The organism is Scleromatobacter humisilvae, assembly GCF_023231945.1.
In the GTDB taxonomy this organism is placed as follows: domain Bacteria; phylum Pseudomonadota; class Gammaproteobacteria; order Burkholderiales; family Burkholderiaceae_C; genus Scleromatobacter; species Scleromatobacter humisilvae.
Genome location: NZ_JAJLJH010000001.1, coordinates 828,142 through 843,075, shown reverse-complemented (window position 1 = coordinate 843,075; position 14,934 = coordinate 828,142). Strand labels below are relative to the sequence as shown.

Below are 14,934 nucleotides of genomic sequence, written 5' to 3'. Positions count from 1 at the left end.
CTATAACCCGCTCCAACGACAAGCCGCACCATGAACGCTCCCGAGACCGTGGCCACCGGCCATCCCCGCGCGCTCCAGCTGCTCGAGCGCATCGAGGCCCGCGGCCTGGATGCGCCGGACGACCCGCTCGGCTTCGAGACGCGCCTTGCCGAAGACAACGGCTGGACGCTCGGCTATGCGATCGCGGTCGCGGCCGAGTACCGGCGCTTCCTCGTGCTGACGCAGCTGGCGAAGCATCCCGTCAGCCCGTCGCGCGACGTCGACCAGGCCTGGCACCTGCACCTGACCCGCACCGTGCACTACGCGGCCTTCTGCGACGCGGTGTTCGGCCGCTTCCTGCACCATGAGCCGGCGCGGGCCGGCGACGGCGAGGTGCAGCGCCATCGCGAGATGCATGACTACACGCGCACGGTCTATCGCCGCGGCTTCGGCGCGGCGCCGCCGGAGGCGATCTGGCCGACGCCCGGCAAGCCGCTGCCACCCGATCCCGTCGACGTGCCGCGCTGGACGGTGCCCGCGCTGTTGCGGCCGGGGAGTCGCCTCGGCTGGGCGAGCGTGGTGGCCGCATGGCTCGCGTCCTTCGTCCTCGGGCCGCTGCTGGGTGGATCGGCGGGCGTGTTCCTGGTCGAGGCGCTGGTGATGCTGGGCGTGACGGGATGGGTCGTGCTCAAGCCGGGCGACGTCGTGAGCACGCGGCATCGGCGCGACGTGCTCGAACCCTACGAGGTCGCGTGGTTCGCCGGCGCCGCGCCGCGCATGGCGATGACGGCCATCGTCGCCTTGCTGGAACGCGGCATCCTGCGCCAGCCGGTCGACGCGCAGGATACGGCGCTGCCGCGCCACGCGCTGGCCGTCGACCGCGGCGCGACCGCGCCGGCGCGGCATCCGGTGGAAGCGGCCTGCCTGCGCGCGGCCACCGACGCGGGCCTGCTCTTCGCGGACGCCTGCCGGGCCGTCAAGCCCCTGGCCGACGCCTGCGAACGCCGCCTGGCCGCGGCGCGGCTGATCGCCGACCGCGGCACCATGCCGCGTGGCCGGGCCCGCGCGCTGCTGCTGTTCACGCTGTGGCTGGCCGTGTGCTTCGCGCGCTGCCGCGCAGCCTTCGCGGGCGGCCAGTTCGGAGAGCTCGTCATCGTCGCGGCGCTGTCGCTCGTCGACGTGTCGATGCTGCTGCACCTGGCGCGCCGGCCGACGCGCGTCGCGGCGCGCGCGGAGCAGTCGCTGCGCGACATGCGGCTGCGGCACGGCCAGTTCAAGGCGGTGTCGCCGGTGGGCGACGCGCTGGCACTCGGCGTGGCGCTGGCGGGCGCGGCCGCCTTCGCGGGCGACCTGCGCTTCGCGGGCCTGGACGGCCCGTTCGGCGCGCTGGGCCCGCCGGCGCGCTTGATGGCGCGCAAGAAGGCGCAGGAGCACGGCTCGGGCGACGGCAACGACTCCGGGTTCGGCTCGATGTTCGGCGGCCTGTTCGACGCTTCTTGCGGCGGCGGCGGGTCGTCCTGCGGCGGCGGCGCCGCGGCGGTCGACGCCGGCGGTGCCGGTTGGAGCGCGGGCGACGTCGGCGGAGGCGGCGATGCCGGCGGCAGCAGTTGCAGTGCTGGCAGCAGCTGCGGCAGCTCGTGCAGCGGCGGCAGCAGTTGCGGCGGGGGCGGCGGCAGCAGCGACTGACGCCGGGGTGCGTCGATTGCCCACGCCGGGCCTGCGCGTGCCGTCACCGACGCCTTCTAGAATCGCGTGTTCTCGCGGCGACGTTCGCCGCCTCCTGGAGCCCAAGCATGCCCGTCAACCTCACCGCCCCCAAGCCCGCCGACCTGCATCCCGTCCCCGGCGTGCGCGTGGGCATCGCGATGGCCGGCGTGCGCAAGGCCAACCGCAAGGACCTGGTCGCGTTCGTGCTCGACGCCGGCACGCTGGTGGCGGGCGTGTTCACGCAGAACCGTTTCTGCGCCGCGCCGGTGCAGGTCTGCCGCGAGCACCTGGCCACGGGCAACCGCGACGGCCAGGAGGGCATCCGCGCGCTGGTCATCAACACCGGCAACGCGAACGCGGGCACCGGCGCCGACGGCCTCGCGCGCGCGCGCCGCACCTGCGAGGCCGCGGCGGGGCTGCTCGGCATCAAGCCGACGCAGGTGCTGCCGTTCTCGACCGGCGTGATCATGGAGCAGCTGCCGGTCGAGCGCATCGAGGCCGGCCTGCCGGCCGCGCTGGGCGACCTGGCCGTCTCCAACTGGGCGCAGGCCGCCGAGGGCATCATGACCACCGACACGCTGCCCAAGGCCGCGTCGGCGCAGGTCACCATCGGCGGCAAGACGGTCACCGTCACCGGCATCAGCAAGGGCGCCGGCATGATCCGCCCCAACATGGCCACGATGCTGGGCTTCCTGGCCACCGACGCCGTGATCGCCGCGCCGCTGCTGCAGGTGCTCGCGAAGCAGGCCGCCGACGCGTCGTTCAACCGCATCACCATCGACGGCGACACGTCGACCAACGACAGCTTCGTCGTGATGGCCACGCAGCAGGCCGGCCACGCGCGCATCGACTCACTCGACTCCGACGACGGCCGGACGCTGGCCGCCGCCGTCACGCAGGTCGCGCAGCAGCTGGCGCAAGCCATCGTGCGCGACGGCGAGGGCGCGACGAAGTTCATCACCGTGCAGATCGACGGCGGCCGCGACGAGGCCGAGTGCAGGCTCGCGGCCTACGCGATCGCCCATTCGCCGCTGGTCAAGACGGCGTTCTTCGCGAGCGACCCGAATCTCGGCCGGATCCTGGCGGCGGTCGGCTACGCGGGCATCGCCGATCTCGACCAGTCGCGCATCGACCTGTTCCTCGACGACGTCGCCGTGGTCACCGACGGTGGCCGCCGCGCCGACTACCGAGAGGAGGACGGCGCGCGCGTGATGAAGCAATCCGAGATCACGGTGCGGATCGACCTCAAGCGCGGCGGCGCGTCGGCCACGGTGTGGACGTGCGACCTGTCGTACGACTACGTCAAGATCAACGCCGACTACCGGAGCTGAGCCGTTGGCGCCTGCTCCCCTCACGCTCACGCAACTGCGTCGCGACCGTCGCCTGATCTGGTGGTGGCTGCCGGTCGGCAGCGCGGCGATGTTCCTGTTCATCCGGCTCTGGCGCCAGTTCGCCGGCGAGCCGCCGCCGGCGCTCTACACGACGCTGGACGTGCTGTGGATCGCCGTGACGTTCAGCCTGATCGCGCGCCGCTCGGGCAGCCGCTGTCCGAAATGCGACCACCGCTACCTGCGCGCGTTTCCGTGGATGTCGCTGAAGAAGGTCGAGTGCGCCGTCTGCGGTTACAAGATCCCCGAGGCCTGAACGCCGCTGCGCGCTGTTGCGCCGGCGGCGCGAATCCCCGGCGAGCGCTTGCCTGCGGGCGCGGGCCGCTGCTACTATCGAATCTGCTCGACGACCCACCCACGCCTGCCCATGAAACCCCACCCCGACATCGCCCGACGACGCGCTCCGCGCGTGGCCGCGCCGCGTCGTGTGCGGGGCCTGGCGGCGCGTGGCGCGATCGTCGCGGCCGCGCTCGTGGCGGCCGTCGCGCTGCAACTGGTCGGGCCGCGGCTGCAATGCCGCCTCGCCGACCTGGTGGGCGCACCGAGCGTCGCCCCGGCACCCACACCGGCCGCGATGCCGTCGTGCGGCACGCCGACCAGCGACGCCATGCCGATGCATCCGTGCAAGGTCGCCACGATGGCGTCCGCCGCGCCGGTCGTCGCACCGGGCATGTAACTCTCCCAGCCGATCCGGGCCGCGCCCGCTGCTGCTGGGATTCCAGCGGCAGGCGCCGCCCATTTCGGGCCTGCCGCTGACAGGACAACCGGGCCGCCGCGTCCACGAGACGCGAAGCGGTCCGACGACAGGGAGAACGACGATCATGGACAAGAAACCCGACATGGCCGCGCTCAGGCAGAGCGGCGGCGGCCTGCAGCGCACGCTGGCCGCGCTGCAGGCGCGCTTCACGCTGGCGCCCAACGACCTGCTGCGCGACGCCGTCTATCGCCGCCTGTGGACGTCGGTGCTGACCAGCTCGTTCGGCGCGCAGATCATGATGCTGGCGCTGCCGCTGACGGCCGCCGTGCTGCTGCACGCCTCGCCCACGCAGATGGGCGCGCTCACCACGATGGAGCTGCTGCCCTTCGTGATCTTCTCGCTGCCCTCGGGCGTGTGGCTGGACCGCGTGCGCAAGCTGCCGGTCTACATCGCCGGCGAGCTGACGATGGCCACCGCGTCGGCCAGCGTGCCGCTCGCGTGGTGGCTGCACGAGCTGTCCATCGGCTGGCTCTACGCGGTGGCCTTCGTCATCGGCATCGTCAACACCTCGGCGGGCAGCGCCTCGCAGGTGGTGCTGACGCAGGTCGTCGAGCGCGACCGGCTGGTCGAGGCGAATGCAAAGAACGCGCTGGCGAGCTCCGGGGCGGACGTCGCCGGGCCGGGCCTGGCCGGCGCGCTGATCAAGCTGCTGGGCGCGCCCGTGGCGCTGCTGTTCGACGCCGGCCTGCTGCTGCTGTCGGCCGCGATCCTGCGCGGCATCCGCGTCAACGAGAAGCCGCCGTCGGGCGACAGCCGGTTCTGGCCCGAGCTGAAGGCGGGGTTGCGCTTCGTGCTGCACAACCGGCTGCTGGTGGTGCTGGCGAGCTGCGCCGGCGGCTGGCAGATGTGCAACAACTCGGCGCAGGTCGTCAACATCCTGTTCGCGACGCGCACGCTGGGGCTGTCGGAGCAGAGCGTGGGCCTGAGCTACGTCTGCCTGGGCTTCGGCACGGTGCTGGCGGCGCTGGTGGGCCATCGCATCAGCAAGCACTTCGGGCCCGGGCCGTCGATGACGATGGGCATCGGCTCGTGCAGCCTCGGCTGGATCCTGCTGTCGGTGGCGCCCGTCGGGCCGCTGGGCGTGGCGATCTTCGCGCTCAACCTGATGCTGTTCGGCCTCGGCGCGGTGCTGATGTTCATCAACTTCCTGGCGCTGCGCCAGTCGGTGACGCCGGCGCCGATGCTGGGGCGCATGACCAGCACGATGCGCTGGCTGATCCTGCTGCCCGCGGTGCCGGGCGCGCTGATCGGCGGCTGGCTGGGCGAGCACGTCGACCTGCGCGCGTCGCTGGCGTTCGCGGGCGGCTTCGGGCTGCTGCTGACGATCGTGGCGTGGCGCAGCCCGGTGCTGCGCGCCATCCGCGTGCTGCCGCGCCTGCCCGATGCGGAGACCGATGTCGCCGCCGAGCTGCTGCAGCCCTAGCGTTCGGCGCGGGCGTCGGCCGCGTAGCGCTCGACCTCGTCGGTGATCACGCCGTCGACGCCCGCCGCCCGCATCGCGGCGAGGTCGGCGGGCGCGTTGACGGTATAGACCAGCGCGCGCATGCCTGCGCCGTGCAGGCGCGCCACGAGCGCGGCGTCCATCAGCGAGAAGTGCGTGACGACGGCGCGGCAGGCCAGGCGCTGCGCCGTCTCGAACCAGCCGGGCGCGAGCTCGTCGAGCAGCAGCGCGCGCGGCAGCGCCGGCGCGGCGGCGGCCGCGGCCTCCAGCGCGGCGACGTCGAACGAGCTCAGCAGCGGCGGCGTCGCGCTGCCGGCCCAGAGCTGGGCCGCGGCGCGGGCGACGAAGTCGCCGGTGCGGGTCTCGACGCCGGGCGTCGGCTTGATCTCGAGGTTGATGGCCAGGCCGTTGGCCAGCACGAAGCGCGCGATGGCCGCGAGCGTCGGGATCGTCTCGCCCGCATGGCGCGCGCCGTGCCAGCTGCCGGCGTCGAGCTGCGACAGCGCGGTCCACGGCCGCTCGCCGGCCGTGCCCAGCCCCGAGGTGGTGCGTTCCAGCGTGCTGTCGTGGAGCAGGAAGGGCACGTCGTCGGCCGACAGCTTGACGTCGCACTCGAACATGCGGAACCCCTGCGCCGCGCCCTCGCGGAACGCGGCCAGCGTGTTCTCGGGCGCGCGCTTGCCGGCGCCGCGGTGCGCGATCCAGGTGGGGTAGGGCCAGTCGGTGGGCATCTGCGTCCTTCGTGGGCGGCGAAGCGTTCGTTGCTCGACGCCGGAGCTTGGTCGATGAAGTGTAGAACTGCCGCGACATCGGGGCGCACGCGCTTCGAGAAGGCCGACCCCACGCGAGGCGCGCCAGGGCCGCTGCGTTACGATTCAACCCCACGCTGCAGGCATTTTTCCAGGCGTGGTCGCGTCCTCCCTCGTGCCCAGGCCCCATGAACGCTCCCCTCGCAACAACGCTGGCCGCCGCCGCAACGCTCTCGCAGACCCATCCCGCTGCCCCCCGGCTGCGGGAGATTCCGTACAACTACACCTCGTTCTCCGACCGCGAGATCGTGCTGCGGCTGCTCGGATCGCGCGCCTGGGAGATCCTGAACCGCCTGCGCGAGGAGCGCCGCACCGGCCGCTCGGCTCGCATGCTCTACGAGGTGCTGGGCGACATCTGGGTCGTGCAGCGCAATCCGTACCTCGAGGATGACCTCCTCGACAACCCCAAGCGCCGCGCGCTGCTGATCGACGCGCTGAACCACCGGCTGGGCGAGGTCGAGAAGCGCCGCACGCCCGACGTCGACGCCGATCGCGACGCGAACGTCGCCGAGCTGCTCGTGGGCGCGCGCGACGCCGTCGCGGCCTTCGCGAAGCACTTCAGCGACGTGTGGGACCTGCGCCAGCGCGCGCGCAAGGTGCTGGGCAAGGTCACGGCCAAGGACAACATCAAGTTCGACGGCCTGTCGCGCGTCTCGCACGTCACCGACGCCACCGACTGGCGCGTCGAGTACCCGTTCGTCGTGCTCACGCCCGACACCGAGGCCGAGATGGCCGCGCTGGTCGCCGGCTGCGTCGAGATGGGCTTGACCATCGTCCCGCGCGGCGGCGGCACCGGCTACACCGGCGGCGCGGTGCCGCTGACGTGGATGAGCGCGGTCATCAACACCGAGAAGCTGGAGGCGATGACCGAGGTCGAGCTGGTCGCGATCCCGGGCCACGATGCGCCGGTCGCCACCGTGTGGACGGAGGCCGGCGTCGTGACGCAGCGTGTGTCGGACGCGGCCGAGCGTTCGGGCTACGTGTTCGCGGTCGACCCGACATCGGCCGAGGCGAGCTGCATCGGCGGCAACATCGCGATGAACGCGGGCGGCAAGAAGGCCGTGCTGTGGGGCACCGCGCTGGACAACCTCGTCGGCTGGCGCATGGTCACGCCCGACGCGAAGTGGCTGGAGGTCACGCGCCTCGACCACAACCTCGGCAAGATCCACGACGCGCCCGTCGCGCGCTTCGAGTGCCGGTATTTCGACGCGTCCGGCAAGAAGCTCGAGCGCACCGAAGTGCTGGAGATCCCGGGCCGGCAGTTCCGCAAGGAAGGCCTGGGCAAGGACGTCACCGACAAGTTCCTCGCCGGCCTGCCGGGCATCCAGAAGGAAGGCACCGACGGGCTGATCACGAGCGCGCGCTGGGTCGTGCACAAGATGCCGGCGTACGTGCGCACCGTGTGCCTGGAGTTCTTCGGCAATCCGAAGGAGGCGGTGCCGTCCATCGTCGAGATCAAGGACTTCATGTTCGCGCAGGCCAGGCTGCCCAACGGCGCGATCCTGGCGGGCCTGGAGCACCTCGACGACCGCTACCTGCGCGCGGTGGGCTACGCCACCAAGAGCAAGCGCGGCGGGCTGCCCAAGATGGCGCTGTTCGGCGACATCGTCGGCGCGGACGAGGACGCGGTCGCGCGCGCCACCAGCGAGGTGGTGCGCATGGCCAACGCGCGCTCGGGCGAGGGCTTCATCGCCGTCAGCGCCGACGCGCGCAAGAAGTTCTGGCTCGATCGCAAGCGCACCGCGGCCATCGCCAAGCACACCAACGCGTTCAAGGTGAACGAGGACGTGGTGATCCCGCTCGAGCGCATGGGCGAGTACACGCTGGGCATCGAGCGCATCAACATCGAGCTGAGCCTGCGCAACAAGCTGGAGCTGCTGGACAAGCTCGAGGGCTTCCTGTCCGCCAGCCCGCTGCCGCTGGGCCGCAGCGAGGATTCGCAGAACATCCCGTCGGCCGAGCTGCTGGGCGATCGCGTGACGCGCGCGCTGGCGTTGATCGGCGAGGTGCGCGCGTTGTGGTCGGGGTGGATGCAGGGCCTCGACGTCGTGCAGCCCGCGCACGACGAGGAGCCGGCGCGCACGTTCTTCGAGCGCATGCAGGACGACACGCTGCGCGCGTCGTGGAAGACGCAGGTGCTCGCGCCGCTGCAGCAGCTGTTCGCCGGCGCCGAGTTCACGGCCATCATCGAGGAGTGCCGCCGCATCCACAAGGAGGTGCTGCGCGGGCGCACCTGGGTCGCGCTGCACATGCACGCCGGCGACGGCAACGTGCACACCAACATCCCGGTCAACTCCGACAACTACGAGATGCTGCAGACGGCGCACGAGGCGGTCGCGCGCATCATGGTGCTGGCGCGCAGCCTCGACGGCGTGATCTCGGGCGAGCACGGCATCGGCATCACCAAGCTCGAGTTCCTGACCGACCTCGAGCTGGCCGACTTCACCGCCTACAAGCAGCGCGTCGACCCCGAGGGCCGTTTCAACAAGGGCAAGCTGCTGCGCGGCGCGTCGCTGGCCGCGCTCGGCGCGGACGTGCGCCACGCCGACCTGTCGCACGCGTACACGCCGTCGTTCGGGCTGATGGGCCACGAATCGCTGATCATGCAGCAGTCCGACATCGGCGCGATCAGCGCGTCGATCAAGGATTGCCTGCGCTGCGGCAAGTGCAAGCCGGTGTGCGCCACGCACGTGCCGCGCGCGAACCTTCTCTACAGCCCGCGCAACAAGATCCTCGCGACCTCGCTGCTGATCGAGGCCTTCCTGTACGAGGAGCAGACACGGCGTGGGGTATCGCTGCGCCACTGGGAGGAATTCGAGGACGTCGGCGACCACTGCACCGTGTGCCACAAGTGCGTCACGCCGTGCCCGGTGGACATCGACTTCGGCGACGTCTCGATGAACATGCGCAACCTGCTGCGCAAGATGGGCCAGAAGACCTTCCGCCCCGGCAACGCCGCCGCGATGCTGATGCTCAACGCGACGAACCCGCAGACGATCAAGATCGCGCGCGCCGCGATGGTGGGCGTGGGCATGAAGGCGCAGCGCATCGCCAACGACGTCTTCAAGATCGCCGCACGCCACCAGACCGCGGCGCCGCCCGCCACGGTCGGTGCCGCGACGATCAAGGAGCAGGTGATCCACTTCATCAACAAGAAGATGCCGGGCGGCCTGCCGAAGAAGACCGCCCGCGCGCTGCTCGACATCGAGGACAAGAACTACGTCCCGATCATCCGCGATCCGAAGACGACGACGTCCGAGACCGAGGCCGTCTTCTACTTCCCCGGCTGCGGCTCCGAGCGCCTGTTCTCGCAGGTCGGCCTGGCCACGCAGGCGATGCTGTGGCACGCCGGCGTGCAGACGGTGCTGCCGCCGGGCTACCTGTGCTGCGGCTACCCCCAGCGCGGTTCGGGCCAGTTCGACAAGGCCGAGGAGATGATCACCGACAACCGCGTGCTCTTCCACCGCGTCGCCAACACGCTCAACTACCTCGACATCAAGACCGTGGTGGTCAGCTGCGGCACCTGCTATGACCAGCTGCAGGGCTACAAGTTCGAGGACATCTTCCCGGGCTGCCGCATCATCGACATCCACGAGTTCCTGCTCGAGAAGGGCATCAGGCTGGAGAACGGGGCGGGGTATCTGTACCACGACCCGTGCCACACGCCGATGAAGCTGCAGGATCCGATGAAGACGGTCAAGGCGCTGATGGGCGAGGACGTGCTCAAGAGCGCGCGCTGCTGCGGCGAGTCGGGCACGCTCGGCGTCACGCGGCCGGACATCTCGACGCAGGTGCGTTTCCGCAAGGAAGAGGAGCTGCGCAAGGACGAGACCGCGCTGCGCGCGATCCAGGCCACGAAGAACCTCGCGAAGCCGGACGCCGACCTGAAGATCCTGACGTCCTGCCCGAGCTGCCTGCAAGGGCTGTCGCGCTACGGCGAGGACCTGCAGAACGGCCTGCTCGAGGCCGACTACATCGTCGTCGAGATGGCGCGCAAGATCCTGGGCGAGAACTGGATGCCGGAGTACGTCAGGCGCGCCAACGCGGGCGGCATCGAGCGCGTGCTCGTTTGAGCCGACGAGGGCGCGTCAGGCGGCGCGCTTCTCCGACTTGGCGAAGAACTCGTCCATCAGGCCGGATGCGGTCTCGTCCGGATATTCCATGACCTCGGTGCCCAGCACCAGGTCGATGGTCGACTGGCTGCGCCCGATGGGCTGTCTCGAGGGGGCCACCTGGCGCAGGGCCGCGGGCTGGTGCGCGCGGCTGTCGTCCGGGCGGGTGTCCTCGAAGTCCCGGGCGGGGGCGGTCGCGGGCGCGTGGGTGCGCGCGAGATGGAATCGTTGCAGCAGCTGCTGCAGGGGCGTTCGGTAGTCCATGAGTGCCTCGCAGTCGAGTGAAGGCGCGGGCGCGGCGGGCCCGTGCGCGGTCGATCCGCGACGCTGCAGACTCGTGGTCGACGCTCGCGGCGGAGGCCGGCGCGCAGGCGCCGGCTTCCGTGACTGCATCAAAGCACGTTTGCTTACACCCGGGTGCATCGCCGCGCGCACGCAGTCGCGCGCAGCGTGATCTTTGTCCGGCTAACCGATCCGGGCAGGCGACGCGCGGCTCAGGGCCGCGGGGCGATCTGCGCGAGGAACGCCGCGCACAGCGCCTCGAAGTCGTCGGCGTTGAGCGCGATGCGCTCGCCGACGTCGATCCGCAGCACGGACTCGTCGGCATCGTACGGCACGTCGTCGCGGGCGTGCAGCACGCCGCCGTCGGCCAGCAGCGATGCGGCGAGCAGCCGCACTTCGGCGCCGGGGCCGGCGGTGACGGCACGGGCCGCGAAGCGCGCGTCGAGCGCGACCAGCAGGTTGTTGAAGAACGCCGGCTCGAACGCGGCGAGCGCCGCGTCGATGCGCACCAGGCTCATGCCCGAGGCCTTGGACGCGGCGCCGACGAGGTCGCGATAGGCGCGGATCTGCGCGGCGATCTTGTCGCGGCAGGCCTGGACGGCGGCGTTCGTCATGGCTCAGGCCTTTGCCGACGCCGGGCGGCGCGGCCGCTGCTTCTCGACCTCCGCCTTGACGACGGTGGACAGCGGCGGCGAGCCCGCGAGCGCGTCCGCGCGCGTGGCGATGGCCTGCTCGATCAGCGCGATGATGGCCGGCGCATCCATGTCGGCCGGCGTCTTCAGCCGGATGCCGCGCACCTGCTTGCCTTCGCCTTCGAGCAGGCCGTCGGGGTCGTGCAGGCTCGCGCCGTCGAGGAAGAACAGCGTGACCCACTTCGGGTACCCGGCGATCGAGATGAACGACTCGCGCGTGTGGTCGGTCGGCCCGATGCCGAAGACGAGCGCGTTGTAGTTGTCGAACACCATCTCGACGCCGCGCGGGAAGTGCGCGCGCAGCCGCTGGCGGGCGTCGCGCAGCTGCGCGGCGATGGCGGGCGTGTACTTGGCCATGAAGCCGGCGATGCGGCGCTCGGTGGCCGTCATGCGATCCACAGCAGGACGGCGTCGCCGCGCTGCGCCGCGCCGGCGTAGAACGCCACGAGCTTGCGGTAGTAGTGCAGCACGTAGTCCAGCCCTTGCGCGCCGTCGCGCTCCCAGATGCCGCTGGGGTAGATCTGCTGCGCGTCCATGTCCTGCGGGTCGTAGCGGGCGGCCAGCGCGGCCTCGGCCAGGCCGGACAGCGCCGCCGAGACTTCGCCGACCTGCTGCGGCGTCAGGAAGCGTGCCGGGCCGACGCCCATGTCCTCGCCCAGCTCCTCGCCGCCGATGATCGGCAGGCCCAGCGGCCCTTCGCCGCCGTCGGCCGTGCCGGTGAGCAGGTAGTGCATCCCGTGCCAGGACTTGTCGAGGTCGATGCTGCCCTTCGGTGGTGCGTAGGTGTCTTCGTCAGGAAAGATGAATTCCTGAAGACTGTCCGGATCGCCGCGCAGCGTCTCGAGCTGCTCGGCGGTCAACGGCGCCAGGCAAGCGATCATTCCCATCGTCTCGTCCCCCTGAGGAATTGCGGATCCCGTCGGCCGTGCTCAATCGAGCGACAGATGCCGTTCCTTGATCAGCGCATGCCAGAACGCCGTCTCCTTCTGGATGAACGCCGTCAACTGCGGGCCGTCGCTGGGCGCGACCTCGAGGCCGAAATCTTCCAGGCGCTTCTTGACGTCGGGCGTCAGGATGGCCTTGCGCATCTCGGCGGTCAGGCGCGCGGCGATGTCGGGCGGCGTGCCCTTGGGCGCGAACAGGCCTTGCCAGGCGATGGCCTCGAAGTCCTTCAGGTTCGCGCCGCCGGCCTCGGCCAGCGTGGGCACGTCGGGCAGCAGCGCGATGCGGTGCTTCGACAGCACCGCCAGCGCCTTCAGCTTGCCGCTCCGGATCTGCGCGAGGCCCGCGGCGGTGTCGACGATCATGATGGGCACCTGGCCGCTCATCACGTCCTGCATCGCGGGCGCGGTGCCGCGATAGGGCACGTGCACGATGAAGCTGCCGGTGCGCTGCTTGAGCAGCTCCATCGCGAGATGGTGCGGGCTGCCGGCGCCGGGCGAGGCGTAGCTGTACTTGCCGGGGCTGCGCTTGACGGCCTCGAGGAACTGCGCGGCGTTGGCGAAGCCGGCCGCCGGGTTGACCACCAGGATCAGCGGGAAGCTGGCCATGAAGCCGATCGGCACGAAGTCGGCCGGGTTGTAGGGCAGCGACTTGTACAGCGCGGTGTGGAAGACCATCGCGCCGTTGTCGCCGGTCAGCAGCGTGTAGCCGTCGCCGGGCGACTTGGACGCGACCTCGGTGCCGATGATGCCGGCCGCGCCGGGGCGGTTGTCGACGACGATGGTCTGGCCCAGCTGCTTGCCCATCTGCGGCGCGAGCTGGCGGGCGAGGAAGTCGGAACCGCCGGCGGCGGGATAGGCCACGATCCAACGCAGCGCGTGGTTAGGGTACGGGTCGGCGGCGCGCGCGGCGCTGCTCAGGACGGCGGCCGACGGGCCGAGGGCGCCCGCGGCGAGCGCGAGCAGGGAACGGCGTTGCAACGTCATCTTGGTGGCTTGGGCGATGAGACAGTGACTGCCACACAATACCGCATCGCAGCGCCTCTTCGCACCCGGAGCCGCCCGCACCTTCCACCTCACGCCGCAGCGACGCCATGCCCGACTTCCATCCTCTCGCCTCGCCCTCGCCCGCGTTCCGGCCCGCCTGCGAACTCTGCCGCGAGGCCGGCGGCGTGCTGGTGTTCCAGTCGGCGCACTGGCGCGTGATCCGGGCCGAGGACGCCGCGTTCCCCGCGTTCTATCGCGTCGTCTGGCGTGCCCACGTGGCCGAGTGGAGCGACCTGACGCTGGCCGAACAGGCCGCGATGATGGGCGCGGTCGGTGCCGTCGAACGCGTGCTGCGCGACGCGCTCGCGCCGACCAAGATCAACCTGGCCAGCCTCGGCAACGTCGTGCCGCACCTGCACTGGCACGTGATCGCGCGCTTCGACTGGGACAGCCACTTCCCGGCGCCGGTCTGGGCCGCGGCCGCGCGGGAGGTCGTGCCTGCGCCGGTCACGCGCCTGCGCACGGGGCTGGACGAGCTCGACGCGCGCGTTGCGCGCGCGGTCGCGGCGCTCGCGCCGGCGGCCTAGCGCTTCTTCTTGCCGGCCGCCGTCGGCGCGGTGCCGTCGCACAGCGTCAGCACCTTGACGGTGGGCGCGTCCGGAAAGCCGTTGGCGACCGCGCCCGCGGGGCGGGCGTCGAACGCGATGCGGCAGCCGTCGGGCGACACCGCCACCGGCTGCGACATCGCGCAGCCGCCGGTGCCGCCGGCCTGGCCGGGCGCGGGCTTGGCCGTGCACCAGACGCGTCGGCTCTGCTCGCCCTTCACCAGGTAGAGGCCGCCGCCGTTGCCGGGCATGCCGGGCTGGACGACGAGGTCGCCGGCCTGGGTGGCCGTCATCTCGGCCGGGGCCGGCGCGTTGAGCGCGTCGAGCTGGTGGGTCAGTCCCGCGGGGATCGCGTGGCGCGCGATGCGGCCGTCGAGATCCATCGTGATCAGCGGCTGGTTGCGCGGCGGGTCGAGCAGGCGGTCGTGCACGCCCGGCGCCAGCTGGTAGGCCTTGCGGAACGGCAGCCAGCGCACCTCGTGCGAGATGTCGTTGACGCTCAGCGCGAGCGGCACCTTCTTCTTCGGCGTGAGCAGCATCGGGCCGCTCGGATGGCCGTTCTCGTCGAGCGCGCCCCACACGACCGTGCCGTGCTCGGGCTGCAGGTAGCGCACCGGCTTCTTGCTGCCGTCCAGATCGTGGATGCCCAGGTCCTCGGGCGCCGGCTTCATGCAGGCCGACGGATGCCAGCCGGCCTTGACGTCGGCCGGCGCCGGGCCCAGCTTGCGCGCGGCCGGATCCCAGACGTCGAACTGCTGCACCGACGGCGCCGCGCGCGAGCCGATGGCGAAGCGCGACTCGAGGTCGCCGACGTCCAGGCTCACCAGCTCGTGGGCGGCGTTGACGCAGTCGACGAAGCCGCGCGGCACCAGCACGCTGGCCTTGCGGGTGGGCACGTCGTAGGCGACGATCTTGCGCACCATCCACGGCGCCTTGGCGGCGGGGTCGGCGAAGGTGGTGATGGCCAGCGTGTCGTCGTCGAGCCAGGCGAAGCGGCCCGGCATCTGCACGATCACGGGCACGCCGGTCTCGAGGATCTCCAGCGGATCGTCGACCGGCGCGGCGCCGGCCGCGCGAGCCGTCGTCGCGGGAGCGGCCGCCGCGGGCCTGGCGGCGTTGGGGCAGTCGCGATCGGAATAGCTGACCTTGCCCTGCGCGTCGACGCATTTCTGCAGGTCGGCGAAGGCCGGCAACGAGATCACGAGGGCGAGCAGCGGGAGGAGGCGGGTCATGT

The 14,934-nt window shown here is 71.5% G+C and carries 14 protein-coding genes; 7 read left to right on the top strand and 7 right to left on the bottom strand.

Features of this window, described 5'->3' with window-relative positions; genetic code table 11:
* Positions 1 to 30 precede the first annotated feature (30 nt).
* The 5 genes from LPC04_RS03940 to LPC04_RS03920 all read left to right on the top strand — a co-directional run bounded on the left by LPC04_RS03940 (position 31) and on the right by LPC04_RS03920 (position 5,254).
* Positions 31 to 1,665 (top strand): TIGR04222 domain-containing membrane protein, encoded by a 1,635-nt coding sequence (locus LPC04_RS03940; RefSeq protein ID WP_275680878.1) that lies wholly within the window; start codon positions 31 to 33, stop codon positions 1,663 to 1,665.
* Between the two features lie 107 nt (positions 1,666 to 1,772).
* Positions 1,773 to 3,017, top strand: coding sequence for a bifunctional glutamate N-acetyltransferase/amino-acid acetyltransferase ArgJ (gene argJ, locus LPC04_RS03935; protein ID WP_275680877.1), 1,245 nt, complete (start codon positions 1,773 to 1,775; stop codon positions 3,015 to 3,017).
* Positions 3,018 to 3,021: 4 nt separating this feature from the next.
* Positions 3,022 to 3,330 carry a hypothetical protein gene (locus tag LPC04_RS03930; RefSeq protein WP_275680876.1) on the top strand — a complete coding sequence of 103 codons (309 nt, stop codon included), beginning with the start codon at positions 3,022 to 3,024 and terminating at the stop codon, positions 3,328 to 3,330.
* A 111-nt stretch (positions 3,331 to 3,441) separates the two neighbouring features.
* On the top strand, positions 3,442 to 3,750 hold the full coding sequence (locus LPC04_RS03925) for a hypothetical protein (protein ID WP_275680875.1): 309 nt from the start codon (positions 3,442 to 3,444) through the stop codon (positions 3,748 to 3,750).
* 145 nt (positions 3,751 to 3,895) lie between these two features.
* A complete protein-coding gene (locus LPC04_RS03920; protein WP_275680874.1) occupies positions 3,896 to 5,254 on the top strand; it encodes an MFS transporter in 1,359 nt (452 codons plus the stop codon).
* Here the strand turns inward: LPC04_RS03920 and ugpQ are convergent.
* The gene (ugpQ, locus tag LPC04_RS03915; protein ID WP_275680873.1) at positions 5,251 to 6,003 is read right to left on the bottom strand and encodes a glycerophosphodiester phosphodiesterase; all 753 of its coding nucleotides are present in this window, start codon (positions 6,001 to 6,003) and stop codon (positions 5,251 to 5,253) included. The two genes, LPC04_RS03920 and ugpQ, sit on opposite strands and share 4 nt — an antisense overlap.
* Before the next feature lie 206 nt (positions 6,004 to 6,209).
* Here ugpQ and LPC04_RS03910 point away from each other — a divergent pair, with 206 nt between their 5' ends.
* Positions 6,210 to 10,154 carry an FAD/FMN-binding oxidoreductase gene (locus tag LPC04_RS03910; protein WP_275680872.1) on the top strand — a complete coding sequence of 1,315 codons (3,945 nt, stop codon included), beginning with the start codon at positions 6,210 to 6,212 and terminating at the stop codon, positions 10,152 to 10,154.
* A gap of 15 nt (positions 10,155 to 10,169) precedes the next feature.
* Here LPC04_RS03910 and LPC04_RS03905 read toward each other — a convergent pair whose 3' ends face one another.
* The 5 genes from LPC04_RS03905 to LPC04_RS03885 all read right to left on the bottom strand — a co-directional run bounded on the left by LPC04_RS03905 (position 10,170) and on the right by LPC04_RS03885 (position 13,095).
* Positions 10,170 to 10,457 (bottom strand): hypothetical protein, encoded by a 288-nt coding sequence (locus tag LPC04_RS03905; protein ID WP_275680871.1) that lies wholly within the window; start codon positions 10,455 to 10,457, stop codon positions 10,170 to 10,172.
* A gap of 230 nt (positions 10,458 to 10,687) precedes the next feature.
* Positions 10,688 to 11,089, bottom strand: a complete 402-nt coding sequence (locus LPC04_RS03900; RefSeq protein WP_275680870.1) for a hypothetical protein — start codon at positions 11,087 to 11,089, stop codon at positions 10,688 to 10,690.
* 3 nt (positions 11,090 to 11,092) lie between these two features.
* Positions 11,093 to 11,557, bottom strand: a complete 465-nt coding sequence (locus LPC04_RS03895) for a DUF1801 domain-containing protein (RefSeq protein ID WP_275680869.1) — start codon at positions 11,555 to 11,557, stop codon at positions 11,093 to 11,095.
* Complete coding sequence (locus LPC04_RS03890) at positions 11,554 to 12,054, bottom strand: YfbM family protein (RefSeq protein WP_275680868.1); 501 nt, start codon at positions 12,052 to 12,054, stop codon at positions 11,554 to 11,556. The genes LPC04_RS03895 and LPC04_RS03890 overlap by 4 nt, the downstream gene beginning before the upstream one ends.
* A gap of 42 nt (positions 12,055 to 12,096) precedes the next feature.
* A complete protein-coding gene (locus LPC04_RS03885; RefSeq protein ID WP_275680867.1) occupies positions 12,097 to 13,095 on the bottom strand; it encodes a Bug family tripartite tricarboxylate transporter substrate binding protein in 999 nt (332 codons plus the stop codon).
* Between the two features lie 107 nt (positions 13,096 to 13,202).
* Here LPC04_RS03885 and LPC04_RS03880 point away from each other — a divergent pair, with 107 nt between their 5' ends.
* Positions 13,203 to 13,682 carry an HIT family protein gene (locus LPC04_RS03880; RefSeq protein ID WP_275680866.1) on the top strand — a complete coding sequence of 160 codons (480 nt, stop codon included), beginning with the start codon at positions 13,203 to 13,205 and terminating at the stop codon, positions 13,680 to 13,682.
* Here the strand turns inward: LPC04_RS03880 and LPC04_RS03875 are convergent.
* On the bottom strand, positions 13,679 to 14,932 hold the full coding sequence (locus LPC04_RS03875) for a DUF4124 domain-containing protein (protein ID WP_275680865.1): 1,254 nt from the start codon (positions 14,930 to 14,932) through the stop codon (positions 13,679 to 13,681). The two genes, LPC04_RS03880 and LPC04_RS03875, sit on opposite strands and share 4 nt — an antisense overlap.
* Positions 14,933 to 14,934: the final 2 nt, after the last annotated feature.

Coding starts and splice junctions, on each gene's coding strand:
- LPC04_RS03940 (WP_275680878.1), top strand. CDS start 31: ATGAACGCTCCCGAGACCGTGGCCACCGGCCATCCCCGCGCGCTCCAG.
- argJ (WP_275680877.1), top strand. CDS start 1,773: ATGCCCGTCAACCTCACCGCCCCCAAGCCCGCCGACCTGCATCCCGTC.
- LPC04_RS03925 (WP_275680875.1), top strand. CDS start 3,442: ATGAAACCCCACCCCGACATCGCCCGACGACGCGCTCCGCGCGTGGCC.
- LPC04_RS03920 (WP_275680874.1), top strand. CDS start 3,896: ATGGACAAGAAACCCGACATGGCCGCGCTCAGGCAGAGCGGCGGCGGC.
- ugpQ (WP_275680873.1), bottom strand. CDS start 6,003: ATGCCCACCGACTGGCCCTACCCCACCTGGATCGCGCACCGCGGCGCC.
- LPC04_RS03910 (WP_275680872.1), top strand. CDS start 6,210: ATGAACGCTCCCCTCGCAACAACGCTGGCCGCCGCCGCAACGCTCTCG.
- LPC04_RS03905 (WP_275680871.1), bottom strand. CDS start 10,457: ATGGACTACCGAACGCCCCTGCAGCAGCTGCTGCAACGATTCCATCTC.
- LPC04_RS03900 (WP_275680870.1), bottom strand. CDS start 11,089: ATGACGAACGCCGCCGTCCAGGCCTGCCGCGACAAGATCGCCGCGCAG.
- LPC04_RS03895 (WP_275680869.1), bottom strand. CDS start 11,557: ATGACGGCCACCGAGCGCCGCATCGCCGGCTTCATGGCCAAGTACACG.
- LPC04_RS03890 (WP_275680868.1), bottom strand. CDS start 12,054: ATGGGAATGATCGCTTGCCTGGCGCCGTTGACCGCCGAGCAGCTCGAG.
- LPC04_RS03885 (WP_275680867.1), bottom strand. CDS start 13,095: ATGACGTTGCAACGCCGTTCCCTGCTCGCGCTCGCCGCGGGCGCCCTC.
- LPC04_RS03880 (WP_275680866.1), top strand. CDS start 13,203: ATGCCCGACTTCCATCCTCTCGCCTCGCCCTCGCCCGCGTTCCGGCCC.
- LPC04_RS03875 (WP_275680865.1), bottom strand. CDS start 14,932: ATGACCCGCCTCCTCCCGCTGCTCGCCCTCGTGATCTCGTTGCCGGCC.